The organism is Herbaspirillum sp. C9C3, assembly GCF_013359625.1.
Taxonomy (GTDB): domain Bacteria; phylum Pseudomonadota; class Gammaproteobacteria; order Burkholderiales; family Burkholderiaceae_D; genus Herbaspirillum.
The window spans coordinates 1-25983 of the sequence record NZ_JABFMQ010000004.1 but is presented as its reverse complement, the minus strand read 5'-3'; the positions used below and the strand labels follow the sequence as shown (position 1 = coordinate 25983).

Sequence of the window (25983 nt, the reverse complement as noted above, 5' to 3'; positions counted from 1 at the left end):
GTTGCCTGTACCCCTCAGTCGTAGCGGCGGCTGAACAGGATGTTCAGGCCATTGATGGTGCCGGCCCGCGCCACCACCGACCAGCGTCGCGAGATCTGCCAGGTGGCCTTGGCTACGCTGGCCGCGCCCTGCAGGCTCTGCTCGTAGCCCAGCGTGATCTTCTGGGTGATGGCCTTGCCCAGGTTGACCACCTGGTCATCGGTCAGCCCCGATTCGCTGGAACCGATGCTGAACTGGTCCAGCCCGATATCCTTGGCGATGCGCTTGCCGCCCATGTTGCCCACCAGCGCCAGGGCCTGGCTGCTGGCGGTACGCTGGCCGATGCTGGAACTGTCGGTGCCGTGACCGAACATCATCCAGGACAGTTTTTCGTCATCCGGCACATTGGGTTCGGACACCAGTTGCACGCGTGGCTGGTTGACGTTGCCGGTCACCGAGACCCCGGCTTCGACATCCTGGTTGCGGCGCATGGCCAGGATGTTGATGTTGGGATTGGCGATCGGGCCCTGGAAGTTGATGATGCCGCGCTCGATATTGAGTTTGGTGCCAAAAGCTTCATAGCTGCCCTCGGCCACGTTGATGGTGCCCGTGGCGCGCAGCGGGGAGAGCGGTTCGCTACGAACATTCATATCACCCCGCAAACGCAGGTCGGCGCCGCTGCCACGGAAGCGGAAGTCGTTGCCCAGATCGAGCGCCAGGTTGATGACGGGGGCGAACTTGCTGGCCGGTTTCTCGGTGGCCGCTTCCAGTTTCTGTTGTGACGAGGCGGCTGCACCGACGCGGTTCTTGCCGCTGCGGCTGACGATGACCACGTCATCGCCCAGCTTGGGCGCGCTGCTCTTGGGCAGGTCGAAGAGGGCACGGTCGACGGTGAACTTGCCATCAACCCGCAACTGTTCGTTGACGTTGCTGATCTTGCCTTCGCCGGAGAGCATCAGCTGGCGGTCGGGGCTGGCGAACAGTTCCAGATGGTCGGCGGTGAGGGTGGCGTTGAGGTCGGGATTATCCGCACCCAGCTGGACCTTGCCACCGGCGCGCAGGGTGCCGCGTCCGCCGTGGAACTCGATCTGACGCAGATCGATCACGTTGCTGTCCATGACGATACGCACGATGCCATCCTTCAACTGGATACCCTGGTCGAATTCGGTCACGGCCAGGTTGTCGCCATTGATGGCGCCCGACAGGCGCGGCTGGGCGAGCGTGCCGCCGGCGTTGAGGGTGGCGGCCAGCTTGCCGTTGAGGCTCACTTGCGGGCCGATCAGGTCGCCCACGCGCTTGAGTTCCGGTACATCGAGGCTGGCCCTGAGGTTCAGCGGCGATTCGGGCGCGAGGGCCAGCAGTGCATCCACACGACGCAGGCCGACCTCGCCACCCAGCTCCAGTGTACCGATGCGCGCGGCGTTGACGCGCCCGGTGACATTCATGCGTTCGCCCTGGAACTGGCCGCGGAGCTGCAGTTCGGACAGGCCCAGCGCCGCTTCGCCCACGCTGGTGGTGACCCGCAGATCGCCCGACTTGCGCGCGATCTGCAGGTAGCCGCTGGCAGTCTCGGCCAGGCTGAAGTCCCAGTCGCTGTCCAGCACCAGGTCGGTCTTGACGGGCGGCGGCGTCCCGGTGAACTGCTGCACCAGTTCAAGTACCCGGCCCACATCCAGCGCGCGCACCTGTCCCGCCGAAGCCAGTCGGCCCTGGTGGTAGGACAGGCGCTTCAGTTCCAGCGCGCTGTGGTCGATCTCGATGCGGGTGCTGCCGGTCTCGATGTCGTCGGCCGACGCGTCCAGTGTGAGCGGGCTGGTCAGGGCGATGCGCGGCAGGCCCTGGTTGCTGAACTGGTCCAGGCTGCCGGCCCAGCCATAGTTGCCACGGGTCTTTTCGGTGAGCTTGCCGTGCGCGGCCAGGTTCAGGTCCAGCGGCTGGTCGGCCAGCTTGCCCCTGGCCTGCATGGACAGGGTGTGGCTGGCATAGGTGCCATCCAGTTTCAGGGCCAGGCGTGCCAGTTCGGCGTGCGGACCGCTGTAGCCGTCGCCTTCGATGCTCAGGGACAGGCGGTTGTCGGGCGAGGCCACACCGGCAGCCAGGTTGCTGTGCAATTCGCTCTGGCCGGTCAGGTGATGCAGCTTGTGCGCACCGAAGGCCAGCTGCTCGGCCTGCAGGCTGGCCAGCAGGTTGGGGCGCTCGCGCGTGCCGGTGAGGATGCCATCCACCCGCAACAGGCCGGCCAGTCCATAGCCCAGCCGCGCGAGCTGCGGCGCATCGACCTTGAGCCTGAGCTTGTCGCGGGCGGCACCGAAGCTGCCGTCCAGGTCCAGCGTATTGCCGGCGATCTGCACATTGGCGTGGCTGGGCATCAGGCGCATGCCGGCCAGGTTGATGTCGCCCTGGCCGCGCATGGGCAGGGCATCGTAAGTACTGTCGTGGATGCGGAAACCCAGCTTGAGCTTCAGTTCCGGAGAGAGCGCACCGGCGGCGTCGAAGTCCATGTTGATGCGCGCCGGGATGGGCTTGGAGGTGGTCGCGGCAACGCGCTTGCGGCCCTTGCCGGAGGTGGTCGGGGGCGGCCTCACCGCCTGCAGCACGGCGGTCGGATCGAAGTCCACCAGCCGGCCCTTGAAGGCGTAATCCATTGCATTGGCGGTCTGCAGGGTACCGGAGGTCTCCAGGCGCGATTTGCCGGCGCTCAGCGAGGCGTCGCGCAGTTGTATTTGATCCTTGCCGATGAGGCTGTCCACATGTAGCTTCAGGGTGCTGTCCTGCAGGGTCAGCAGGAGTTGCTGCGCGTCGGGCGCAAGCGTGACATCCACCGGCCCGGAAAGCCGGGTTGGCCGCACCTGGTGATGCAGCTGGTTCAGGTCCAGGTCGCTCACGCGCAGCTTGAACTGTCCCGCCATGGGCTCAGCCTTGCCGGGCTCGCTGCTGCCGGGCCGAAACTGCCCGCTGCCTTCGATGCGTGCGTGCTGCGGCAGGCGGATCTCCAGCCGCGACAGGGTTTGTTGCTGCAGGTCCAGCTTCAGGTCGGCGCTGGCCGAGAGCAACGGCAAGCGTTGCTGGTCCAGGCTGCCGGGGCGGGCATTGTCGATCTCCACACGGCCCGCCACCTGCAAGGGAGCGTCGGCGGCCAACCCGGCAGGTGGTGCCAGGTCGGCACGCAGGTTCAGGTCGGCGGCGGGCGCTGCGGCGTTGAAGGCTTGCGGATTGAGGTGCTGCAGGTCCACCCTGGCACGCTTGAGCGGGACACTGGCAAAGGGCGTGGCGACGATGTCGGCATTACCCTTGAGCTTGTCGCCGCCCGCCGTGAGCGCGATGCCCAGTTCCTGCAGCGAGCCCGACAATTGCGCGTTGAGCTGGTATAGCTCCTTGTTCTCGCCGTACTGGTAGGCCCCGGCCAGTTCCAGCCCGCCACCGATGGCAAACGGCCGCTTGCCGTTCAGATGCAGCAAGGCAGTGGCGTCGCCGAAGGCGGTGTTGAGGCTGTCCAGCACCAGCGTATGTTGCACGCCGTCGGAGTTGCCATGCAGCTTGAGCTTGGCGAGTTCGGTGGTGGAAGTCCCCTGGATCAGTTTGAGGCTGGCCACGCTGATCTCGTGGATCTCCAGCGCCAGCGGGATCTCCAGCGAGGCCGGCAGGGTGCTCGGTTCGGAGGGCGAGGGTTGCTGGTTCAACTGCACGTTGCCCACGCGCAGGTAATCGAGGTTGAACTTGCGGCGCAACAGCGCCAGGTGCCAGCGCGCGTCGACGCTGTCGATGTCGAGGATGCGCTTCTCATCCTGGTAATGCAGGTCGCGCAGGCGCAGGCCGTCGGCGACCGTGCCGCCCAGCAACTGGCCGGAAAGCTTGCCGTCCAGGGCCTTGACGGCGGTGTCCCAGAGCAGCCGCGCACCGCTTTCGGTATGGGTGGCCAACAGGGCGGCAGCGGCAACGGCCAGCACCAGCGCGGCCACGCTGCCGCCGCTCCACGCGGCGATGCGACGGCCGCTGCGGGCGCGACGACGCGGCGGCGGTGTGGCGGGGGCTTGTTGCGGATCGTGTTGCGGTTCGCTCATGCTGGGTGGTGATTCGAATTCAGTTCATCGGGAGGTGGGCGCGCTGCCGGTCCGGCGCTAGAACGCGATGCCCAGCGAAACGTGCGGCCGGATCTGGTGCTTCTGGATGCCATAGGCCAGGTCCAGGTTGAGCGTGCCGACCGGACTGCGCCAGCGCGCACCGGTACCGACCCCGTGATAGAAGGTCTTGTTGTTCCAGTTGTCGGCGGCTGCGCCCACGTCATAGAAGACCGCCGCCCCCCAGTTCTCGCTGAACCAGCGCTGGTACTCCGAGCTGCCCACGGCCAGGTACTTGGTCGGATAGACGGTACCGTTCTGCTCGTTGCCGATGCTCTGGTAGCTGTAGCCGCGCACCGAATCGTTGCCGCCGGTGCGAAACAGCAGCGAGGGCGGCACCGCTCCGGCACTGCCCGCCGTGAAGACCCCGCCCAGTTCTGCGCGCAGCACCACGATGTCGCGCTTGCCGACCGGCACGAACTGCTTGAAGCGGCCATACAGGCGCGAGAAGCTCTGGTCGGTCAGCAAGCCCTTGAGGGCGAAACCGGCTTCCAGGGTCAGCAGGTTGCCCTTGCGCGGGAAGATCGGGTCATCCACGTTGCGGCGCGACCAGGCAAAGCCCGGCACCAGCGCGCGGTGCTTGCCGGGCGTGACGATGGTGTTGGCGGGCAGGGTGCTGCCGTCTTCCTGGCTGAGCTCGTCGCGGTAATAGGTCAGCGAGTAGGTGGTGTCGTAGTTCTCGCTGTTGCGCGCGCGCTTGAACCCGACCTGCTGGCTGCGCAGATCGATGCCTTCCAACTTGGTCCGGTCGTAGGAGGTATTGAGGCTGTTGACGAAGGCCTTGTCGTCCGGCGGCATGGCCAGCGACAGCACGCCGTACTGGCGCTTCTGCTCCAGCCGCAACTGACTGTCGAAGACGTAGGCCTTGTTGAACACGTTGTAGTGCGAGTAGCGGCCCTCGACCTGGGCGCCGGTATCGGTGCTGTAGCCCACGCCGGCGCGGATGCGCTGGGTCGGGAACTCGGTGACCTGTACCTTCACCGGGGTCTGGTCGGGATGCGCGGGATCGTCATCGATGGCCACGATGGCATTGGAAAAATACGGCGTGTTCTGGATCTGCCGTTGCAGGGCCAGCAGGCGGTTGACGTCATAGGATTCGCCCACGATGAGCGGATTGACGTGGCGGATGATGCTTTCCGGGTAGCGCCGGGTGCCGGTGATCTGCACAGGCCCCAGCGTGAAGGCCGGACCGCTGTCATAGCGCACGGCCAGCTCGGCCTGGTGCTCGTCGGGATCGATACGCGCCTCGGAGCTGGCGATGCGGGCAGCGGCGTACTTCTTCTGCTGCAGTTTTTCCAGGCCGGCGTTCTTGGCGCGGTCCCAGTCTTCCTGGCGGAAGGGCTGGCCGACCGGCAGCGCCCAGTCTGCGCGGATACGCGCCACGGTGGCCTGGTCCTCGCGCGCGGCCACGCCGGTGACGCCGATGTCGGTCGCACTGATGGCGGTGCGCGGACCGGGGTCTACGCTGATGGTGATGCGGCGTACCGCCTTCTTGCCCTCCGCGCCGGCATCGTCCTGCTGGCTGACCTTGGTGACGGGCGTGAAGTAACCCTCGGTGGAGGTCAGCTCACGCACCTGGTCGGCGGCGGTATCCATCATGAACTTGAGCTGCTCGTCGCTGATGTCGTCGCGGTCCTGGTAGCGCGAGAGGTCCAGGAAATCCTTGAGCAGCGACTGCACCGGCCGTGGGGCGTCGATCTGTACCTTGTAGGCGGCGTGGGCGGTATCGGCGGCGCACCAGAGGAAGGCGATGGCCAGACTGCGGGTCCAAGTCATTGATTCACTGCATCATCGGTTGTCGGTTGAGGCGGCCTGACGCGCCGCAAGGCAAGTCGGGTAGGATGAGGGCTGGCGGCATGCCACCCAGGCCTGACCTTTGCGCAGTGCGGATAGTTCCTGGCCGTGCAGGCGGCGCAAGCTTCATTTTCGGCTCGCCCTGCATGTCATCCTGTGACACGGTGCCATGCACGCCGCTTGCTGTATTGCCGGTGCAAGCCCCGGAGGGCCTGCCCGCCTGTTCATCCCGCTATTGTAATGCCCCGGCAGTGGTTGTCGTACGGGCAATCTGGCAGTTCATCGAAGGAGAATCCTGTGAGCAGTACCAGTAGTGTGAGCTTTGATGCGTATTCGGAAAAGGCGACTTGCGAGCGCCTGTTGTGGGTGCATCGCTGGACCGACAAGCTGTTGAGCTTTCGCACCACGCGCCCGGCCGGCTACGGTTTCACGGCCGGGCAGTTTGCGCGCCTGGGCCTGGAGATCGATGGCGAGGTGGTCTCGCGTGCCTATTCGATCACCTCGGCCGAAGGGGACGATTACCTGGAGTACTACGCCATCATCGTCCCGGAAGGAAAATTCACTTCACGCCTGAACCAGCTTCAGCCGGGCGATGCCGTCTGGGTCGAAAAGCTCAGTTACGGCTTCATGACTGCCGATCGTTTCGCCGATGGTCGCCAGTTGTGGATGCTGGCCACCGGTACCGGCCTGGGGCCATATGTCTCGATCCTGCAGCAGCCCGAGGTGTGGCAGCGATTCGAGGATTTGATCGTGGTCCACGGTGTACGCCAGCGCGAGGAACTGGCCTATACCGAAACCTTCGCCCGCTTGCAGCAGCAAGCCCGCGAGCAGGACTGGCCGGCGCGCCTGCATCGGCTGTGCTGCGTCACGCGCGAGGCCGACCTGCCGGTCGCCCCAGGCTGGCTGGGCGGGCGCATCACGACTCTGCTCCGGGACGGCCGGCTGGAACAGGCCAGCGGTCTGGCCCTGAGCCCCGAGCACAGCCGCGTGATGGCCTGTGGCAATCCGGACATGGTCACCGAGGTGCGCGAGTTGCTGCGGGAACGCGGCATGACGCCGCTGCGGCGTACCGGTGGCGGGCAGTTCGTGACCGAGGATTACTGGTGATGCAGGAGGCGCCCCGGTGCAAGCCCTTGAGGCGTCAGCCGGACAAAGCCAGGACGCTGCGATGCAGCTTGGGCGTACCTGGGCTTGATGGTGCGTGTTGGTGAGGAGCGATGAGAATTCCGTGGGAACCTCACACGATATCGAGCCAGGTCACAAATATTTTTTAGATATCTTCACTAAAAGCTTGGGATCGAATATTTTCTATTGACACCTCGAAATAATTCGATTTTTTGTGGGAATAACGCACTTTCCTTTCTATTTTCTTCAGATTTTCTCTATCTCCTAACGATGGAAGTTTTCGCGATGCCGTAGTGGCATCGTCCGACATGGGGAGCCGACATCGATGCAGACAAATCGAGGGCGCCAGCCGAGGCAATACAAAGGCGATATATGGGAGGATGAACGCGGGCAATGATGTCGCGGAGTCGCCACCTGTCAGTCAATTGAACCATTTGGGGGTAGCATGAATTTGAAGAAAGTCCTGCACGTTGCCATAGCCGATGATCATCCCATCGTGTTGGGCGCGCTTCGGGGTGAGCTGGCGCGCCTGCCGGAAATCCGTATCGACCTGGAAGTCGAGAATGGCGAAGCCCTGATCAACGCGCTCAAGCGTTCGCCCTGCGAGATCGTCATCACCGACTTCGCCATGCCGGCCGATGACAGCGACGAGTCCGATGGCTTCGCGCTGGTCAAGCGCCTCAAGACCGAGCATCCGTCGACCAAGGTGATCGTCTACACCGCCATGAACAATGGTGCGGTCATCCGGCGCCTGTATCGCATGGGCGTGTTTGCCGTCATCAACAAGCGCGAGAAGACCGACGAGCTGATCAATGCCTGCCTGGCCACCCAGAGCAGCAAGCAGCTGTATTTCCCGGTCTCGCTGCGCGGCGAGCTGGAGATGAGCTGGGCCCAGGGCGAGGGCTTCGGCCTGGTGCGCGAGCTGACCCAGAGCGAGCTGGAAGTGGTGCGTCTGTTCGTCGAGGGGCAGTCTTTGGGGGAAATCTGCGTGCGCCTTTCGCGCACGCCCAGCACCATCAGCACTCACAAGAACAATGCCATGCGCAAGCTGGGATTGAGTACGGATGCGGAGCTGATCAAGTATGCGTATTCGACGGGGATGATCAACTGACGCAGGAAAGTGCCCGGCACCGCATTGGTGCCGGCCTTGTCGGGGAGGGGAGCAGAGGAGGTAAGGCGGCGCGCCCCGCCAAAACAAAAAGCCCGGTCACCAGGACCGGGCTTTTTGCTTGAATTTGTGGGGTGGCTGATGGGACTCGAACCCACGACGACAGGAATCACAATCCTGGACTCTACCAACTGAGCTACAGCCACCGTCGACTGTCAGACAGACTCGCGTCCGTCATCAAGTAAGCAAAAGATTATACAAACACTTGAAGGGAATGGCAACACAATTTCCATGCAAATTGGCAATTCCCCTGAAATTCCTTCCTCACCCAGCCAGGATCTGCTTCACCCACCGGCTTGTGGCAGCAAGGCCCGTACCGGGGGATCGAGCTTGAGCAGCCCCCGGAAGGCCTGTTCCAGCGTCGTGCCGCTGGCCGTGGTGAAGCCGGCCAGCGAGCCGGTGGCGGCCCGGGTCTGCAAGCCCTCGGTCTGTAGCAGGCGTTGCAGTTGCCGGGTGACGGCCTGGCCGGTATCGATGATCTCCGGGACCTCACCGATCAGGCGTTTGCATACGCTCTCGATGGCCGGGCGCACGAAGGGGTAGTGGGTGCAGCCCAGTACCAGCGTATCGGCGCCCTGCTCCAGGAGGGGTGCCAGATAGCGCTCCAGCAGTTGCACCGTCGCTGGCGAGAACAGTTCACCTTTCTCGATCAGGTCCACCAGGCCCACGCAGGCCTGGGGCAGGTAACGCACCTGATACTGCGCCTGCATCTGCTGCTGCAACAAGGCAAAGCGCGTGCTGGCCAGCGTGCTGCGCGTGGCCAGCACGCCGACGGTGCCGCTGCGGGTTTGCTGGGCAGCCGGTTTGAGGCCGGGCTCGATGCCCACCACGATCAGTTGCGGCCAGTGCGCGCGGATGGCCTGGATGGCGGCGGCGGTGGCGGTATTGCAGGCCACCACCAGGGCCTTCACGCCTTGCTCCAGCAGGAAGGAGGCGATGGCCAGGGAGCGCTCCACGATTTGCGCTTCGGTCTTGTCGCCATAGGGCGCATAGCCGGAGTCGGCAAAGTAGAGCAATTGTTCGCGCGGCAGGGCGGCGTGGATGTGACGCAGCACCGACAGGCCGCCGATGCCGGAATCGAAAATGCCGACCGCGGCATCAGCTGCGGTCGGCATTGCGGTAGTGCTGTCAGACCCTGCGGCAGAAGGCACGCTGACCTGCTTGACGGCTTCATTCATGGTGCTGCGCGCGCTCCTGCTGCGAGGCTTGCCTGAGTTTGATCAGGCCGTGGTGACGGGGATCTTGGAAAGCGACACGCTCTGGGCGATCTTTTCCTTCCATTCGGCCGGCCCGGTGTTGTGCACCGAGATGCCGTTGGCGTCCACGGCCACCGTCACCGGCATGTCCTTGACGTCGAACTCGTAGATCGCTTCCATGCCCAGGTCGGCAAAACCCAGCACCTTGGCCGACTTGATCGCCTTGGAGACCAGGTAAGCCGAACCACCCACGGCCATCAGGTAGGCCGACTTGTGCTTCTTGATCGCCTCGATGGCAGCCGGGCCGCGCTCGGACTTGCCGATCATGGAGATCAGACCGGTCTGCTCCAGCATCATGTCGGTGAACTTGTCCATGCGGGTGGCGGTGGTCGGGCCAGCCGGACCCACCACTTCGTCGCGTACCGGATCGACCGGGCCGACGTAGTAGATCACGCGGTTGGTGAAGTCCACCGGCAGCTTCTCGCCCTTGGCCAGCATGTCCTGGATGCGCTTGTGGGCGGCATCGCGGCCGGTCAGCATCTTGCCGTTCAACAGCAGGGTCTGGCCCGGCTTCCAGGAGGCGACTTCTTCCTTGGTCAGGGTGTCCAGATTGACGCGCTGGGACTTCTCGGTGTCGGCTACCCAGTGCACTTCAGGCCAGTCCGACAGCGACGGCGGTTCCATGTAGGCCGGGCCGGAGCCATCCAGCACGAAGTGGCCGTGGCGGGTCGCGGCACAGTTGGGGATCATGGCCACGGGCTTGGAGGCCGCATGGGTCGGGTGCATCATGATCTTCACATCCAGCACGGTGGTCAGGCCGCCCAGGCCCTGTGCGCCGATGCCCAGTGCGTTGACCTTCTCATAGAGCTCGATACGCAGTTCTTCGGTCTTGTTCTGCGGGCCGCGCTTCAAGAGCTCGTACATGTCGATGTCTTCCATCAGCACTTCCTTGGCCATCAGCATGGCCTTCTCGGCGGTGCCGCCGATGCCGATACCCAGCATGCCCGGCGGGCACCAGCCGGCACCCATGGTCGGGACCGTCTTCAGGACCCAGTCCACCAGGTTGTCGGAGGGATTCAACATGACGAACTTGGTCTTGTTCTCGGAGCCGCCGCCCTTGGCCGCGATCTGCACGTCCACGGTGTTGCCGGGCACCAGTTCCATGTGGATCACGGCCGGGGTGTTGTCCTTGGTGTTCTTGCGCTCGAACTGCGGGTCGGCCACGATGGAGGCGCGCAGCACGTTGTCCGGGTGCGAGTAGCCGCGACGCACGCCTTCGTTGACGGCGTCGGCGATCGAGCCCGAGAAGCCTTCGAAGCGCACGCCCATGCCGATCTTCAGGAAGACATTGACGATGCCGGTATCCTGACAGATCGGGCGCTTGCCCTCGGCGCACATGCGCGAGTTGGTCAGGATCTGTGCGATGGCATCCTTGGCGGCCGGGCTTTGCTCGGTCTCGTAGGCGCGGGCCAGATGCTGGATATAGTCGGCCGGATGGTAGTAGCTGATGTACTGCAGCGCGGCGGCGACGGATTCGATGAGATCGTCTTGCTTGATGATGGTCATGGCTGGTTCTCTCGGTTTGGATGAGGCAAAGTCAGTGCGGCTTGTCGGACGATTCGGTCGGATGCACCATCAGCCGGTCGCAATATGCGATGGCCATGGCCGACAAGAGGAAGGCGATATGGATGCCGGTCTGGGCGATGAGCGTCTTGGCATCATACAGATTGGCGTTGATGAAGGTTTTGAGCAGGTGGATCGACGAGATCCCGATGATGGCCGTGGCCAGCTTGACCTTCAGGACAGAAGCATTCACATGCGAGAGCCACTCGGGCTGGTCCGGATGGCCTTCCAGGTTCATGCGGGAGACGAAAGTTTCATATCCGCCCACGATCACCATGATCAGCAGGTTGGAAATCATCACCACGTCGATCAGCGCCAGCACCACCAGCATGATGGTTTGTTCATTGAGCTTTTCCGGGCGGATGGCGCCGGGAATGGCCACGGCGTCCAGGATGTGAGCCAGCGAACTGGCACTGCCCATGGCCGCACCGATCAGGTCCACCAGCTCGACCCAGAAGTGATAGACGTAGACGCACTGCGCCAGGATCAGCCCCAGATAGAGCGGCAGTTGCAGCCAGCGGCTCATGAAAATCAGGTTGGGCAGGATGCCGATCTTGCGGGGAGGCTGGGGCGACGAGTTTTTCATGGGTCTGGGCTACGCGTGATTCTGGCGATGGTGGCGATATCCGAGGAGGGCGCCGACTGCGGAGGACCAGCGCGGCTTCGGATTTGGGGCCGTATTCTACACGCCCTTCGCCCATTTCCGGGGACCCGCCTCGCAAGCGCCGTGGACAGTGCCTGCGGGAAACATCGACCTGTGCCAGAATGCCAATATGTTGTCTTGAACATCAGAGAACATTGCAGCGATATGAAGGTCTGCGTCCATGGAGCCAGCGCACTACTGTGCCGCTCCGACGCCTACCAAGGCGCCGTCATCGCCGGTCAGCCCTGATGCAAGCGGCTTCCCGCCCCGATGGGTGCTGCTTGTGTAAGGACTGAGTAAGTGAAACGGCCTATGTTTTGCGGAAAGCAAAAACAAACCTTTTGGAGACTACCGTGGCAGACATCGAGACATTCAAGCAAGAGAACCGCGTATTCGCACCGCCGGCCGAGCTGGTCAAGCACGCCGCCATTTCGGGCATGGACGCCTACCAGGCCCTGAACGCCGAATTCGAAAAAGACTACGAAGGCACCTGGGCCAAACTGGCCAAGGACAACCTCCAATGGCACAAGCCCTTCACGCAGACCCTGGATGAATCCAACGCCCCGTTCTACAAGTGGTTCGCCGATGGCCAGGTGAACGTTTCGTACAACTGCCTGGACGTCAACCTGGACAACGGCAATGCCGACAAGACTGCGGTCATCTTCGAATCCGACGACGGCAAGGTCACCCGCGTGTCCTATCGCGAACTGCACCAGAAGGTCTGCCAGTTCGCCAACGGCCTCAAATCGCTGGGCATCAGGAAGGGTGACCGCGTGGTCATCTACATGCCCATGTCGGTTGAGGGCGTAGCCGCCATGCAGGCGTGTGCGCGCATCGGTGCGACGCACTCGGTGGTCTTTGGCGGCTTCTCCGCCAAATCCCTGCACGAGCGCGTCATCGACGCTGGCGCCGTGGCCGTGCTGACCGCGGATTACCAGGTGCGTGGCGGCAAGCAGCTGCCCTTGAAATCCATCGTCGATGAAGCCTTGGCCATGGGCGGCTGCGACACCCTGAAGCACGTGGTCGTCTACAAGCGCGCCGGTGCCGAGATCAACTGGGTCGAAGGGCGCGATCTGTGGCTTTCCGACGTGGTGGCCAACCAGCCCGATACCTGCGAGCCGGAATGGGTAGATGCCGAGCATCCGCTGTTCATCCTCTACACCTCCGGTTCCACCGGCAAGCCCAAGGGCGTGCAGCATTCCTCGGCCGGCTACCTGCTGTGGGCCGTGCTGACCATGAAGTGGACCTTCGACATCAAGCCTGATGATGTCTACTGGTGTACTGCCGACATCGGCTGGATCACCGGCCACACCTACATCGCCTATGGCCCGCTGGCCGTGGGTGCGACCCAGATCGTCTTCGAAGGCGTACCCACCTATCCGAACGCTGGCCGCTTCTGGGACATGGTGGCGCGCCACAAGGCCACCATCTTCTACACCGCACCGACGGCGATCCGTTCGCTCATCAAGGCCGCCGATGCAGATGAGAAGGTCCACCCGAAGCAATACGACCTGTCCTCGCTGCGCATCCTCGGTTCGGTGGGTGAGCCCATCAATCCGGAAGCCTGGATGTGGTACTACAAGAACGTTGGCCGCGAGAATTGCCCCATCGTCGACACCTTCTGGCAGACCGAGACCGGCGGCCACATGATTTCACCGCTGCCGGGCGCAACGCCCCAGGTACCCGGTTCCTGCACGCTGCCGTTGCCGGGCATCACGGCAGCCATCGTCGATGAGACTGGCAATGACATCCCCAATGGCAATGGCGGCATCCTGGTAGTCAAGCGTCCGTGGCCGTCGATGATCCGCACCATCTGGAACGATCCGGAGCGCTTCAAGAAAAGCTACTTCCCGGAGGAGCTGGGTGGCAACATCTATCTGGCTGGCGACGGCGCGGTGCGCAACAAGGAGACCGGCTACTTCACCATCACCGGGCGTATCGATGATGTGTTGAACGTCTCCGGCCACCGCATGGGCACCATGGAAATCGAATCGGCGCTGGTCGCCAACAGCATCGTGGCCGAGGCCGCCGTGGTCGGCAAGCCCGATGAAACGACGGGTGAATCGATTTGCGCCTTCGTGGTCTTGAAGCGTCCGCGTCCGACCGGAGACGAGGCCAAGCAGATTGCCAAGGAGCTGCGCGACTGGGTGGCCAAGGAAATCGGTCCGATTGCCAAGCCCAAGGAAATCCGTTTCGGCGACAACCTGCCCAAGACCCGTTCCGGCAAGATCATGCGTCGTCTGCTGCGCGTGCTGGCCAAGGGCGAGGCGATCACGCAGGACGTCTCCACACTGGAAAATCCGGCCATCCTGGATCAGCTCAAGGAAGCGCAGTAAGCCTGATACTGCCGTTGCAAGGCGGCGGCAGGCAAACCGGCGGGGCAGGGCGTTGTGGTAGCGATGCCTGGTCCTGCCGGTTTTTTTATGGTCTTTTTGAAAAACATGCAGAAAAGACTTGGCTTCGCCGAGAAGCTTGCTATAATGCGTGGCTTCGCTGAACGCGAACCCAAATCCAGGAGAGGTGGATGAGTGGTTTAAGTCGCACGCCTGGAAAGCGTGTATAGGTTCATAGCCTATCGGGGGTTCGAATCCCCCCCTCTCCGCCAGTAGTGCTAAAAGCCCCGCATTGCGGGGCTTTTTTATTGCTCGCCACTTTGCCGGACGATCCCGAATCAGAACCGCACTTTCAGATAGGCCGATGGCCCGGTCAGCTTCACATCGAGTGCGGCTTGCGAACTGCCGCCATCGCGGTCGATATGAATGCGGGTGATGCCATAGTCGGCGCCAATGCCGAGGTTTTTCAGCGGATACCATTCCACGCCCAGAGCCGCGCCATAGATGTGTCCGGTCACCGTCCCCCAGTTTTTCTTGACCCCCGAAGCCTCGGCATACAGTCGCAGGTCCTTGCTGAAAGCGTGCTTCCATCCGAGCTCAAGAAGCGGTGCGAAGGTCTTTTCGGTATCGCTTTCATCGAGGGAGCCGGTGGTGCCGTTGAAGACACCATTGGCTCTGAGATCATAGTGGGCGCGGTAATAACCAGCGCCCAGGCCGATGCCGAACACGTCATTGCCCTTGCCCAGCCACCACTTGTAGGCCAGCGAGGCGAAGTCCACCTCGATATTGGCGTTGGCTGTGCCGGCCAGGATGGCTGGCGTACCGCCGACGTTGAAGGAGCGCGAAGTGCTGTAGCTGTAGTCGTTGCGGTAGCGGAAATAATCGAAGGACAGCCCCTGGCTGTCTCCCAGCAGAAGTTCGGCGCGAAAGCGCGGCAGGGTGGTGCGGTTGCGGTCGATGTCACCGCTGTCAGCGGAGCCGTAGCGCGTATTGGCCTGGACGTTGAAGGTCGGATTGACGTAATAGCCGCCTGCCGACAGGCTGAAACGATCGAGCGCCGGTGAGGGATCTGCATGGGCGCCTTGAGCAAGCAGGCTCAGTGCAACCGTGCCGGAAAGAGAAGCCATCAGGCGAAATGTCCTGATGGGCAAGCAAGGACGTGCGAGCGAATCGAGCTTCATAGTGGTCACTACCCCAGAAAGTGTATGGTCACAGGACCGGTCCGACGGACCGGAAAGGCTGGATCATCCTAGAGCAGTCACTTCGGGCGCAGCGATCAGCGCTTTTCTCTAACTTTTGTAGGAAAGGGCGAGCCGGCATTGCCGAGAGGAGAGAAATCGTAGTCACAAGCTGATCTGCACGGTTGTCCGTGCCAACGCCGTAGCCGTCGTCAAATCCCTTCTTGGGCAGCTGAAAATTGCTTGTGCTGCGCTTCGCAGGGAGACAGATTCTGTCCCGCTCAGCTGTCCTTTTGCCCGGCCGCTGCCGGCTTCAGTGCACCGTCACCCCGGCGCCGGCTCCCACCTCTGCGGACTGTGGCAACACGTCCTGTTCTTCGATGAACAGCAGGAATTCCATATGATTGCGGGCATGCACCCATGCCGCCAGCGTCCGTCCGCTGTGCGCCTGCAGGGCGCCGATATGCCTGCCGATCAGACCACCTGCGTACTGGCGTATCTCGCCGGACTCGGCACCGGCAGCCGACATCGCGACCAGGCAATTGCGGGTGGCATTGCGGATGAGGTCGCCCACGATCAGGTTGGCTCCGGCCATCTCGGCCAGCTTCTCTATGATCAGGACATATCGGTCCGCAATCTCTTCTGCAAAACTGTTTAGCATGATTTCTCCCATCCCCCGAGCTTATACTGTGTTGGCTCTTTGATACCATCGGGAGAATCCTGAGCCGCCTTGCCGCGCTGTGGCGCACTACGCGCATCTCAGGCAATCTCTGATGGCAATGCCCGCCCGGTTGAACAATAATGGCGCCACGAGACGTCACCGTTCAGGGGAGAGCAATGCAAGTGTGTCCGATCAAGGTGGCGTCCAGGGCGGCCAAGGGGTTTGTGGCGGCCGTCTGCATCATCATCCTCGTGCTGGAGGCATGGACCTCCTGGCACGAGCACAGCACCGAGATGGACGAATCCTTCCGCGCCACGGCCAACATGGCGCTGGCCCTGTCGCAGCATGCGGACCAGGCGCTCGACGAGGTCGACATCGTGCTCAAGGCCGTGATGGAGCAGGTTCAGGACAAGCGGCTGGCGACCACGGACAACGAGCGCCTGCACAACTTCCTGGTCCGCAACGTAAGCGAGGTGCCGCAACTGGCGGGCCTGTTCGTCTATGACGAAAAAGGCCGATGGATCGCCTCCTCCCAGCCGGTTCTCGAAACACGATTCAACAACAGCGACCGCGACTATTTCCAGCATCACCAGGCACATCAGGCCGATACCACCTTCATCGGCAAGCCCATCCGCAGCAAGTCGACCGGACACTGGGTTCTCACCATGAGCCGCCGCGTCAGCAAGCCCGACGGTTCGTTTGGTGGCGTCGTGCTGGCCACGCTGGACATTCAGTTCTTCGAGCGCTTCTATCACAAGTTCGATATCGGGCAGCAGGGTGCCATCCTGTTCGGCTCGAACGACGGCACGGTCCTGTATCGCCGGCCACTGCTTGCCGATTCCATGGGCAAGTCGCTCGCGCAGTCGCCCTTGTTCCAACAGCACATCAAGGTGCAAGAGGCGGGTGCGGTAGAGAGCCGCTCGACGCAGGACGGTATCTTGCGCATCCATGGCTTCAAGCACCTTGCCAACTACCCGCTCTTTGTCATCGTGGCCGTGTCCGAGGACGAAGTCCTGCACGGCTGGGCCAGGCATGCCATCGTGCGCGGCGTGGGCATCATTGTCCTGCTGCTTGCGATCTGCTACGGCGGTACCAGGATGGTGGCGCAGGTGTCACTGCGGGAGCGGGCACAAGCTGATGCGGTAAGGGCGCAGGCGGAACTTGAGGCCATGTTCGAGCTGCTGCAGACTCAGTCGCGCCGTGACGGATTGACCGGCGCCATCAATCGCCGCCATTTCGATGAATTGCTGGAGGCCGAAGCGGCGCGCTTTGCGCGAGTGGGCGGGGCGTTTTCGCTGCTGATGATCGATGTCGATCACTTCAAGCAATACAACGACCGCTACGGCCATGTGGTAGGTGATGTCTGCCTGAAGAACATTGCAGCGGCCATCTGCGGCGCCGTCCAGCGGGAGATCGATACCGTGGCCCGCTACGGGGGCGAAGAGTTTTCCGTGCTGTTGCCTGAGTGCGGCAGCGCCGGTGCCCTCGTCGTGGCCGAACGGATAGAGGCAGCCGTCAGGGCCCGGGCTATCCCGCACGCATCCAGCGTCGAGGGTACGGTCACGGTCAGTATCGGCCTTACCTCCATCACCTCCGACGAGGGCTTTTCCTACCTCCCGCGCGAACTCATCGAAAGCGCCGACAAGGCCCTTTATCAGGCCAAGGAGGCCGGGCGCGGCAGGGCGGTCTACCGCGAATTCCCCGTCAGAAAACCCAAGCTGGCCTGGTCCGCCTAGCGGTCTGAGGCTGGCAACGAGCAGCCTCAGTCGGCCGCGTCCACGGCCTGCATGGCGCGCTCGCGGATCTTCTCCATGGCGCGCAGGAGTGCCTCGCGCTCGCCACAGCTCAAGGCCTGCAACAGATAGGCTTCACGCGCCTGCACCATCGGAACGATCTTGCGGTACAGCTTGCGGCCCTGCGCCGTTGGCCGCACGATGCGCGCGCGTGCATCGTCCGGACAGGGCTGGCGCAGTACCAGTCCTTCCTGTTCCATGCGCGCCAGCGCGCGGCTGACCTGCATCTTGTCCAGCGAGGTGTGGGGCACCAGAGCACTGGCCTGCATCTGCCCCTCTTCGGCCAGGGCAGCCAGAATGCGCCACTCGTCACGGCTCAGCCCGAAGCGGTCGGCATAGACACCGGCCACCGAACGACTGACCGCCTCGGCCAGTTGCGCCAGTTGATAAGGAAAGAAGGATTGCAGTTTCATTCCCGCATGGTAACAGATGTTACCAATTCAACGCAGCCGTCCTGCGCTTGATCCATGTCAAGACCCCTGCCTGTGCTGCCGTTCTTGCCCATCTTCCACATTGACCCTGGCCGTCGGCTGTCCATATAGTAACAACCGTTACTAATTCGAAGAACGCCCTCCAGGAGACTGCCATGAAGATCGATCGCATCCATCACGTTGCCTACCGCTGCAAGGACGCCAAAGAAACCGTGCTCTGGTACCAGAAATACCTGAACATGGATTTCATTCTGGCCATCGCCGAAGACCAGGTGCCCTCGACCAAGGCACCTGACCCCTACATGCACGTCTTCCTCGACGCCGGCCAGGGCAATGTGCTGGCCTTCTTCGAGATCCCCAATTCTCCGCCCATGGGGCGCGACACCAATACCCCGGCCTGGGTGCAGCACATCGCCTTCAAGGTCGACAGCGAAGCCACGTTGCGGGAAGTCATGCAGCGCCTGCGGGCCGATGGCATCGACGTGGTCGGCGTTACCGATCACACCATCTTCAAATCCATCTATTTCTTCGATCCCAGTGGCCACCGCATCGAACTGGCCGCCGATTGCGCCAGTGCGCAGCAGATGCAGCGCCTGGACGAGGTGAAGTGGGACATGCTCGAAGAGTGGTCGCGGACCCGCCGTGCGCCCCGGCACGCTGCCTGGATGCACGCGCAGGAATTCACGGCGGCAGACCATTGATCCGATAAAAAAATGACACCAGCATCACCCGTTCATTGACAGGAGACACCCATGCAGAGCACTTATACCTATCCCCGTTTCGCCTACCGGCAATCTGATGAACAGCGCAGCGGGCAACCGTTGCGCCATCCGGTGGTCATCATCGGCGCCGGTCCCATCGGCCTGACGGCCGCACTGGAATGCGCAGCACGCGGCCTGCCCGCCGTGGTGCTGGATGACAATGACACGGTCAGCATCGGTTCGCGTGCGGTCTGCTATGCCAAGCGTCCGCTGGAAATCTGGGACCGCCTGGGCGTGGCGCAGCGCATGGTGGACAAGGGCGTGGGCTGGCAACTGGGCAAGGTGTTTTTTGAGGAGCGCCAGGTCTACCAGTTCGACCTGCTACCGGAGACCGGGCACAAGATGCCGGCCATGATCAACCTGCAGCAATACTATCTGGAGCAGTATCTGGTGGAAGCCTGTCTGGCGCAGCCGCTCATCGAGCTGCGCTGGAAGCATCGCCTGCTGGCCCTGGAGCAGGACGACGACGGTGCCACCCTGAGCGTGGAAACGCCGGATGGCATCTTCACCATGCAGGCACAATGGGTCATCGCCTGCGACGGTGCCAACAGTGATACGCGCAAGATGGTCGGCGCGCAATTTACCGGTCAGTTCTTCCAGGACCGCTTCCTTATCGCCGATGTCATCATGAAGGCCGATTTTCCCACCGAGCGCTGGTTCTGGTTCGATCCGCCTTTTCATCCCGGCCAGAGCGTATTGCTGCACAGGCAGTGCGACAACGTCTGGCGCATCGATTTTCAGCTCGGCTGGGACGCCGATCCGGAGGAAGAGAAGAAGCCCGGCAAGGTCATCCCGCGCATCCAGGCCATGCTGGGCGAGGGTGTGGAATTCGAGCTGGAATGGGTGTCGGTTTACCAGTTTGCCTGCCGCCGCATCGACAACATGCGCGTCCAGCGGGTACTCTTTGCCGGTGATGCGGCGCACCAGGTCTCCCCCTTCGGGGCACGTGGCGCCAATACCGGCGTGCAGGATATCGACAACCTGATCTGGAAGCTCAAGCTGGTCATCGATGGCCAGGCACCGGCCAGCTTCATCGACAGCTATCACGAGGAGCGCGCCTTCGCCGCCGACGACAACCTGCGCCAGTCCACGCGCTCCACCGATTTCATCACGCCCAAGAGCCGTGTCAGTCGTGTGCTGCGCGATGCCGTGCTGACCCTGGCCGAGCGCGAGCCGTTCGCGCGGACCCTGGTCAACAGCGGGCGCCTGTCCACGCCCACGCCTTATGTGGCGTCCTCGCTCAATACCCCCGACAACGTCCTGTTTGGCCCACGCATGGTGCCCGGCACCCCCTGCGCCGATGCGCCGGTGCGGCAGGCAAGGCGGCCGGGCTGGCTGCTGGATCAGTTGGGGGAGGGCTTCACCGTACTGGTGTTCGGTAGTGGCGAGACCCCTGCCAGCCTGCATGCGGCAGGCCTTGAGATTGCGGTCAAGACCATCGGCCCGGCCGGTTCCGGGGCCATGCTGGAGGATGTGCAAGGCTTGGTCGCACAGCGCTATGCCGCGCGCGAGGGATGCACCTACCTCATCCGGCCGGACCAGCACGTTGCAGCCCGCTGGACTCGCTTCGACCCGTTGCAGGTGGCCGCCGCGGTTGAGCGCTGCGTCGGTCTTTGCACGACGTGACGCGACAACGGCAGCACGAGGCTGCCGTTGATGTTTTCTGCCGGTGTGTGCAAAGCGCGCACCACAATCCGCAGGAATCAGTAGATGTCCAGTCCGAAATACTGGGCCACGTCACCTTCGGTCCAGTCCTTGATGACATTGCGTTCCAGCAGCACACGATATTCCGAGCGCTGCACGCCACTGCCCTGCTGCACGATACGACTCTCCAGGGTATAGATGGTCCGGTGGATGCGGGTCGTCATGGAGGCGTGCTTGATGATGCTGCCCGGTTCCGGTTCCTGCTGGTCGTCATTGGCGGGGATGTCCATCGCGCTCTCTCATTTCATCTGTGCGCGCCGCGCCAGGATCTTCTCGATCTTTTCCTTGAGCGTGGTGGCGTTGAAGGGTTTGACGATATACCCATCGGCGCCTTCCTGGGCCGCCGTGACGATGTTCTCCTTCTTGGCCTCGGCCGTGATCATCAATACCGGCAGATGCGCCAGCGCCGGCGTGGAGCGGATTTTCTTCAACAGGGTCAGGCCGTCCATGACCGGCATGTTCCAGTCGGTCAGCACGAAGGTAATGTTGGAAGCACCCGACTCCAGGATCTTCAGGGCCGTGGAGCCATCATCGGCTTCCACGATCTTGGTGTATTCGAGTTCCTTGAGCAGGCCGCTGACAATGCGGCGCATCGTCGAAAAGTCATCGACGACAAGAAAATGTTGGTCTGTATCAGCCATGGTGTAAAGCTACCTTGAGGAAGCGGTGTGAGTTGCGCGGGGTGCAAAAAGCATGCCGACGCCGCGCTGCGCGCAGTAATGCAGTCAGTCAGCGGATCAGTTGCTCAGCGCCCACTTGCCTGCGCTGTTCTTGCAATAGCGCAATTTCAGCGGCTCGGTCCCGCGCTTGCTGGAGACCACCAGGTCCACCTTGGCGCAGGGCGGGGTGCTCTGCTCGAAGGTCGGCGTGATCTTGGCCGTGGTGGAGGGCTTGGGGCCATCGGTCCACTGCGAGGTCTTGCCGCTCACGCCCGCATCCAGCGAGGCGCTGATGGCGGCATAGAGGGAGTTGATCTGTTCCTTCTTCAGGTCGGCCACGGCCGTGTTGGAGAAGAAGTCCAGGTTGGCCTGGGCATGTGCAGGGTAGCTCAGGGCTGCGGCGCAGATCAGGCCGGCCTGGGCGGCCAGCTTCAGAAAGCGGACGCGGGAGGGGGAACGCTTGTTCATGGCTTGCTCGTTTCTCGATGTCGGAATGTGAATGGCGCCGCCGGCCATCGGGGGGAAAGGGCAGACGGCGTTCCAGTCACTGTTTATACCAGAAGTCACTTCAGCCCCAAACCTGCGCTTGCACGGTAAAGCCCCCGCTTTTCCCGCTTTGCGACGCGCACCGGCTCGTCATAATGCGCCAGGCTGGACAGTATATACATACGCTGCATGTTGCACGCAAGCGCCGTCTACAGGCGATGCAAACGATTGCAGCGATTCAATTCCAATACAAAAAAGGGGAAGCAATGAAGTCATGCCTGATGCGCGCCAGCATGGTTCTGGCAATACTGACCGGGATGTTGTCCGCCTTGCCATCTCCGGCATGGGCGCAGACGCCCGTTGCTCCGGCGGTGCAGGCGGTGGCCTCGGGTGTGCGCTATCAGCTGATCGGCCGTTGGGATGTCGACCGGCTCAATGCCATTCTGCAAAAGGACACGCCCGCCTTCTCCGGTGTCCAGGTCAACTACACGCCCGCGCGCAATGCCGTGCTGCTCTATCGAGTGACCTATCCTTCGGTGATCCCGGAGCGCGGCAATCAGCCCATCCTGGCGTCCGGCCTGCTGGCATTGCCCGATACGTCCGCCAGATCTTATGCGCTGGTGTCCTACCAGCATGGCACAGTGTATGAGCGCCAGCAGGTACCTTCCTTCCCCGAGCAATCTCCCGAAACGCAACTGATGATCGCCCAGTTCGCCGGCCAGGGCTATGCCCTCATCGGTGCCGATTATTTCGGCATGGGCATTTCCAGCGAGCCGGAAGGCTACATGGTCAAGGGCAGCCATCAGCAGGCCACCTACGACATGTTGCTGGCGGCGCGCAGCGTGCTGGCCAGCATGGGCGTGCGCGACGACAAACTGTTCCTCTCGGGCTGGTCCCAGGGCGGCTTCGTGACCATGGCCTTCCTCGAAAAGCTGGAGGCGGCCGGCATCAGGGTCGATGCCGCCACCACCGCCAGTGCGCCCCTGGATGTGTTCGCACTGCTTGAAGGCTTTCTTACCTATCCGCGTCCCAATGATGCGGCCTGGCTCAACAGCATCGTGATCCTCTCGGCCTTCGCCTTCGAGAATTACTACGGTGTACCGGGGCTGGCGCGTTCGGTACTCAAGGATTCCGTCTATGACGTGGCCAAGAAAGCCTATGATCGCCAGCCCTTCAATGTGGCCGACATTCCGACCGACCTGCACAAGTTGATGCGCCCTGAATATTTCGACCCGCAATACTTTGCCCAGTCCGCCTACGGGCGCCTGATCGCGGCGACCCAGGCCTATCGCTGGGTCATCCGTTCCGACGTGCGCAATTATTATGGCGAGACGGACGAAGCCATCACCCCTGGCGTAGGCCGCATGGCGATGACCTACGCGCAAGCCATGGGCGCGGGCAATCCGCATGTGCAGGCGGTGTCGACCGGACCGACTACGCATCGCGGCACTTTTGCCACGGCCGTGCCGGCGTGGAAACGCTGGTTCGATGAGAAGATGGCCGGCAAGTAAGGCGCCTGGCGCGGTGCCGACGGCAGCGCGCCGTGCCAGCCGAAGCGGCTGTTCAGGTCGTGCAATGAAAAAAGGCCATCCGGATGAACGGATGGCCTTTTGCATGGCCGGAGGTGGTGCCGAGAATGGTTCAGGTTTCGGGCAACTCGCCTTTGGCAGCCAGATCAATGGCGCGCACGATGGCGACGGCCTTCTCGATCACTTCAGCCTGGCTGGAAACCCGCATGCTTTTCTTGAGGTGGTGGATGTGATCGCGGGTCTTGCGGCTCACCGGGACATTGAGGAAACCATCCGGTTCGGTCAGAAACTGCGGCGGAACCACCACGACGGGTTCGATGGTCTTGGAACGCTTGGGCATGGGTATCTCCCTTGTGATTGGTCTGGAATGAGGTTGCTGAGGTGCCTGCGGCAATATAACTTCGATCGTAAAGGCAGAAGAACTTATTTCTTCGATTTTACGATTTTTGTCGGGCCGCTCTTATTTGGCGGGAATGCCGGTGCCGATCTTTGGCGCGATCGCAACAGCGAAGATGCCCCCGCTTTTTATTCCTGCTTGAAGTTCGTGTCAAGCGAATTCCCACAATATTGTCCCTTTGGGCCAGTCCTGCATTCCTTAGATTTTGCCTCGTCGCGATCAATCGTGCACGGCGGCCGGCCTCTCCGCTTTCGCTCGGGGGATGGGCGTTGGCGCGTGGGCCGGCATGGTGTTGTCCGATCCGGAAACCTTAGAACTTCGGGCAGGCACCGCAGAGATCGGGAGCGATATCCGGAGCGATATCGGATTTCCCCCGGGTGCTCCGATGACGGAAATGATTTCCGCTATCCGGGACTGGCTGGCATGGTCCTTGCAGGGAAGAAGATCGCGTCCGGCAGCTCCTGCTTCATGGCAACGATGCGGGACGCGTACGGATTGCGGCGTGTGATTTTCTAAGTCTTTGTCTGCCGCACCGTTGACGACATCCACGACAACAAGGGAACCTTCATGAAGTTCATCAAGACCATCATTGCCCTGGCCGCTCTGGCCTCTCTCAGCGCTACCGCCTGCGCCGACAACCTGGCCGACATCCAGAAGGCCGGCGTGGTCAGGATCGGTGTGCCGCAGGACTTTGCGCCGTATGGATCGGTCACGGCTGATCTGCAGCTGCAGGGGCTGGACATCGAGGTCGCCAAGCTGGTCGCCAAGGGCCTGGGTGTGAAGGCCGAACTGGTACCGGTGCCGATCTCCAGCCGCATGGCGTTCCTGCAGACGCACAAGATCGACCTCATCATCTCCACCCTGGGCAAGAATGCCGAGCGTGAAAAGGTGATCGACTTCTCGCAAGGCTATGCGCCCTACAACAACAGTGTCTTCGGCGTGGCCGCCATCAAGGTCGCGGGTCCGGCTGACCTGGCCAACCAGACTGTGGGCGTGGCCCGTTCCACCTTCGAAGATCTGATGCTCACTGACAGCGTTCCCAAGAGCACCATCATCAAGCGCTACGAAGACAACAACGGGCTGATCTCGGCCTACGTGTCCGGTCAGGTGCAGTTGGTCGGCACCGGCGATTTCGTGGCCTATGCGCTGGCCGAGAAGACACCCGCCAACAAGCCGCTGCTCAAGTACATCATCAACGTCTCGACCTGCTATGTAGGCATGAACAAGGGTGAGCCCGCGCTCATGGCCAAGGTCAATGAGGCGCTGACTGCCTCCAAGAAGAGCGGTGAGCTCAATGGCATCGTCAAGAAGTGGCTCAATGTGCCGCTGCCGGAAAAGATCGCCACGACTTACCAGTAAGCGATCCGGCCCGCAAGGACGGCCCGCCCTGGCGGGCCGTTCTGCTTATTGGAAAGTGGTAGCCATCTTGGCGGGCAAGGGCACGTTCAGCCATTTCTGCACGATGGCATTGAGTTCGCCATTTTTCTTGGACGCGGTCAGGACCTCATTGACCTTGTCAAGCAAGGCCGCTTCGCCCTTGTTGAGGCCGACGCTGCAGCTGGATTCCTGGATGATGTACTTGAGCACCGGCTTGTTCTCGGGAGCCTTCTCGGCCAGCGCATAGGCCACGAAATCGCCGGTGCCGACCAACTGCACCTGACCGGACACGTAGGCCGAGATCATGGCGTTGTTGTCTTCGTAGCGCTTGATGGTGGCGCTCTTGGGGGCCGTGTCGGTCAGCTGCAGGTCCTGGAAGGTGCCGCGTGCCACGCCCACGGTCTTGCCCGCCAGGTCGGCCGGGCCGCTCACCTTGACTGAGGCTACCCCGAAGACGCTGTTGTTGTAGGGCGCATAGGATTGCGAGAAGTCGATCACCTTTTCACGCTCGGCATTCTTGCCCAATGTGGAGATGACCAGGTCCGCCTTGTGCGTCTGCAGGTAGGCGATGCGGTTGGCGCTGGCTACCGGCACCAGTTGCACCTTCACGCCCATTTTTTGCGCGATCAGCTTGGCCACATCGATGTCCAGGCCCTGCAGTTGCAGCTCCGAATTGACCGAGCCGAACGGCGCGAAGTCCTGCGGCACGGCGATGCGAATGGTGCCGGCCTTCTGGATGTCGGCCAGCGCGTCGGCCCGTGCGAGTTGGGTGGACAGGCCCAGCAGGGCCAGCGAGACGGCCAGCACCGGTTTGGCAAATTTCATGTAAATCCCTTTCGTTGAATGGACTGTGTCGTGCCGGGGCGGGTTTGCAATGACCATGCCAGGCCTGGCGCGGGAGCGGCGGCCCGGTTGCAAATGCGCCGCAACAGGCGCCCACGCTATCGTCCGGGATGGTGCCGATCCGGCATGATGTGATGCCGATATGGACTGGCCGATGGAGGGGCAAGGCCGGGGCGATGTTGGGG

The 25983-nt window shown here is 62.4% G+C and carries 21 protein-coding genes and 2 tRNA genes; 9 read left to right on the top strand and 14 right to left on the bottom strand.

The genetic code is table 11. The annotated features are described in order from the left end of the window. Positions 1-14 precede the first annotated feature (14 nt). Both HNO82_RS05550 and HNO82_RS05545 read right to left on the bottom strand, forming a co-directional pair. Positions 15-4040, bottom strand: coding sequence for a translocation/assembly module TamB domain-containing protein (locus HNO82_RS05550; RefSeq protein ID WP_175343013.1), 4026 nt, complete (start codon positions 4038-4040; stop codon positions 15-17). Positions 4041-4097: 57 nt separating this feature from the next. Continuing rightward, complete coding sequence (locus tag HNO82_RS05545; RefSeq protein ID WP_175343012.1) at positions 4098-5873, bottom strand: autotransporter assembly complex protein TamA; 1776 nt, start codon at positions 5871-5873, stop codon at positions 4098-4100. A gap of 315 nt (positions 5874-6188) precedes the next feature. Here HNO82_RS05545 and HNO82_RS05540 point away from each other — a divergent pair, with 315 nt between their 5' ends. Together HNO82_RS05540 and HNO82_RS05535 are read left to right on the top strand one after the other, a co-directional pair. Beyond that, entirely contained in the window at positions 6189-6998 is an 810-nt protein-coding gene (locus HNO82_RS05540; protein WP_175343011.1) for a ferredoxin--NADP reductase, read from the top strand. A gap of 463 nt (positions 6999-7461) precedes the next feature. After that, positions 7462-8127 carry a response regulator gene (locus tag HNO82_RS05535; protein ID WP_008327293.1) on the top strand — a complete coding sequence of 222 codons (666 nt, stop codon included), beginning with the start codon at positions 7462-7464 and terminating at the stop codon, positions 8125-8127. Between the two features lie 127 nt (positions 8128-8254). On the opposite strand, the gene HNO82_RS05530 is transcribed toward HNO82_RS05535, so the two are convergent. From HNO82_RS05530 to HNO82_RS05515, 4 genes are all read right to left on the bottom strand, one after another. After that, a tRNA-His gene (locus tag HNO82_RS05530) sits at positions 8255-8330 on the bottom strand. Between the two features lie 138 nt (positions 8331-8468). Then, complete coding sequence (gene murI / locus HNO82_RS05525; RefSeq protein WP_008327294.1) at positions 8469-9362, bottom strand: glutamate racemase; 894 nt, start codon at positions 9360-9362, stop codon at positions 8469-8471. Between the two features lie 42 nt (positions 9363-9404). Further along, entirely contained in the window at positions 9405-10946 is a 1542-nt protein-coding gene (locus HNO82_RS05520) for a fumarate hydratase (RefSeq protein ID WP_008327295.1), read from the bottom strand. Between the two features lie 31 nt (positions 10947-10977). Further along, a complete protein-coding gene (locus HNO82_RS05515) occupies positions 10978-11589 on the bottom strand; it encodes a YqhA family protein (RefSeq protein WP_008327296.1) in 612 nt (203 codons plus the stop codon). A 410-nt stretch (positions 11590-11999) separates the two neighbouring features. Between HNO82_RS05515 and acs the strand changes: the two genes are divergently transcribed. Beyond that, positions 12000-13982 carry an acetate--CoA ligase gene (gene acs / locus HNO82_RS05510; RefSeq protein WP_175343010.1) on the top strand — a complete coding sequence of 661 codons (1983 nt, stop codon included), beginning with the start codon at positions 12000-12002 and terminating at the stop codon, positions 13980-13982. 178 nt (positions 13983-14160) lie between these two features. Further along, positions 14161-14251: transfer RNA gene (locus HNO82_RS05505), tRNA-Ser, on the top strand. A gap of 66 nt (positions 14252-14317) precedes the next feature. Here HNO82_RS05505 and HNO82_RS05500 read toward each other — a convergent pair. Further along, a complete protein-coding gene (locus HNO82_RS05500; protein ID WP_249776946.1) occupies positions 14318-15106 on the bottom strand; it encodes a hypothetical protein in 789 nt (262 codons plus the stop codon). Between the two features lie 364 nt (positions 15107-15470). Beyond that, entirely contained in the window at positions 15471-15818 is a 348-nt protein-coding gene (locus HNO82_RS05495) for a hypothetical protein (RefSeq protein WP_175343008.1), read from the bottom strand. Between the two features lie 140 nt (positions 15819-15958). Here HNO82_RS05495 and HNO82_RS05490 point away from each other — a divergent pair, with 140 nt between their 5' ends. Continuing rightward, positions 15959-17554 carry a sensor domain-containing diguanylate cyclase gene (locus HNO82_RS05490; RefSeq protein ID WP_249776945.1) on the top strand — a complete coding sequence of 532 codons (1596 nt, stop codon included), beginning with the start codon at positions 15959-15961 and terminating at the stop codon, positions 17552-17554. 26 nt (positions 17555-17580) lie between these two features. On the opposite strand, the gene HNO82_RS05485 is transcribed toward HNO82_RS05490, so the two are convergent. Continuing rightward, the gene (locus HNO82_RS05485; protein WP_008327318.1) at positions 17581-18024 is read right to left on the bottom strand and encodes a MarR family winged helix-turn-helix transcriptional regulator; all 444 of its coding nucleotides are present in this window, start codon (positions 18022-18024) and stop codon (positions 17581-17583) included. Between the two features lie 173 nt (positions 18025-18197). Between HNO82_RS05485 and HNO82_RS05480 the strand changes: the two genes are divergently transcribed. After that, positions 18198-18743, top strand: a complete 546-nt coding sequence (locus tag HNO82_RS05480; protein WP_008327319.1) for a VOC family protein — start codon at positions 18198-18200, stop codon at positions 18741-18743. A 51-nt stretch (positions 18744-18794) separates the two neighbouring features. Beyond that, a complete protein-coding gene (locus tag HNO82_RS05475; protein ID WP_175343007.1) occupies positions 18795-20429 on the top strand; it encodes an FAD-dependent oxidoreductase in 1635 nt (544 codons plus the stop codon). Positions 20430-20506: 77 nt separating this feature from the next. Here the strand turns inward: HNO82_RS05475 and HNO82_RS05470 are convergent, their stop codons facing one another. From HNO82_RS05470 to HNO82_RS05460, 3 genes are all read right to left on the bottom strand, one after another. Beyond that, the gene (locus HNO82_RS05470) at positions 20507-20737 is read right to left on the bottom strand and encodes a hypothetical protein (protein WP_008327323.1); all 231 of its coding nucleotides are present in this window, start codon (positions 20735-20737) and stop codon (positions 20507-20509) included. A gap of 9 nt (positions 20738-20746) precedes the next feature. Then, positions 20747-21148 carry a response regulator gene (locus HNO82_RS05465; RefSeq protein ID WP_034350101.1) on the bottom strand — a complete coding sequence of 134 codons (402 nt, stop codon included), beginning with the start codon at positions 21146-21148 and terminating at the stop codon, positions 20747-20749. A 96-nt stretch (positions 21149-21244) separates the two neighbouring features. After that, positions 21245-21634, bottom strand: a complete 390-nt coding sequence (locus HNO82_RS05460) for a hypothetical protein (RefSeq protein ID WP_175343006.1) — start codon at positions 21632-21634, stop codon at positions 21245-21247. A gap of 284 nt (positions 21635-21918) precedes the next feature. On the opposite strand from HNO82_RS05460, the gene HNO82_RS05455 reads away from it, so the two are divergent. Next, entirely contained in the window at positions 21919-23163 is a 1245-nt protein-coding gene (locus tag HNO82_RS05455) for an alpha/beta hydrolase family protein (RefSeq protein ID WP_249776944.1), read from the top strand. Between the two features lie 130 nt (positions 23164-23293). On the opposite strand, the gene HNO82_RS05450 is transcribed toward HNO82_RS05455, so the two are convergent. Further along, the gene (locus HNO82_RS05450; protein WP_008327329.1) at positions 23294-23521 is read right to left on the bottom strand and encodes a hypothetical protein; all 228 of its coding nucleotides are present in this window, start codon (positions 23519-23521) and stop codon (positions 23294-23296) included. A gap of 624 nt (positions 23522-24145) precedes the next feature. Between HNO82_RS05450 and HNO82_RS05445 the strand changes: the two genes are divergently transcribed. Next, on the top strand, positions 24146-24937 hold the full coding sequence (locus tag HNO82_RS05445) for a transporter substrate-binding domain-containing protein (RefSeq protein WP_175343005.1): 792 nt from the start codon (positions 24146-24148) through the stop codon (positions 24935-24937). 45 nt (positions 24938-24982) lie between these two features. Here the strand turns inward: HNO82_RS05445 and HNO82_RS05440 are convergent, their stop codons facing one another. Beyond that, positions 24983-25780, bottom strand: coding sequence for a transporter substrate-binding domain-containing protein (locus HNO82_RS05440; RefSeq protein ID WP_008327334.1), 798 nt, complete (start codon positions 25778-25780; stop codon positions 24983-24985). Between the last annotated feature and the right edge of the window lie 203 nt (positions 25781-25983).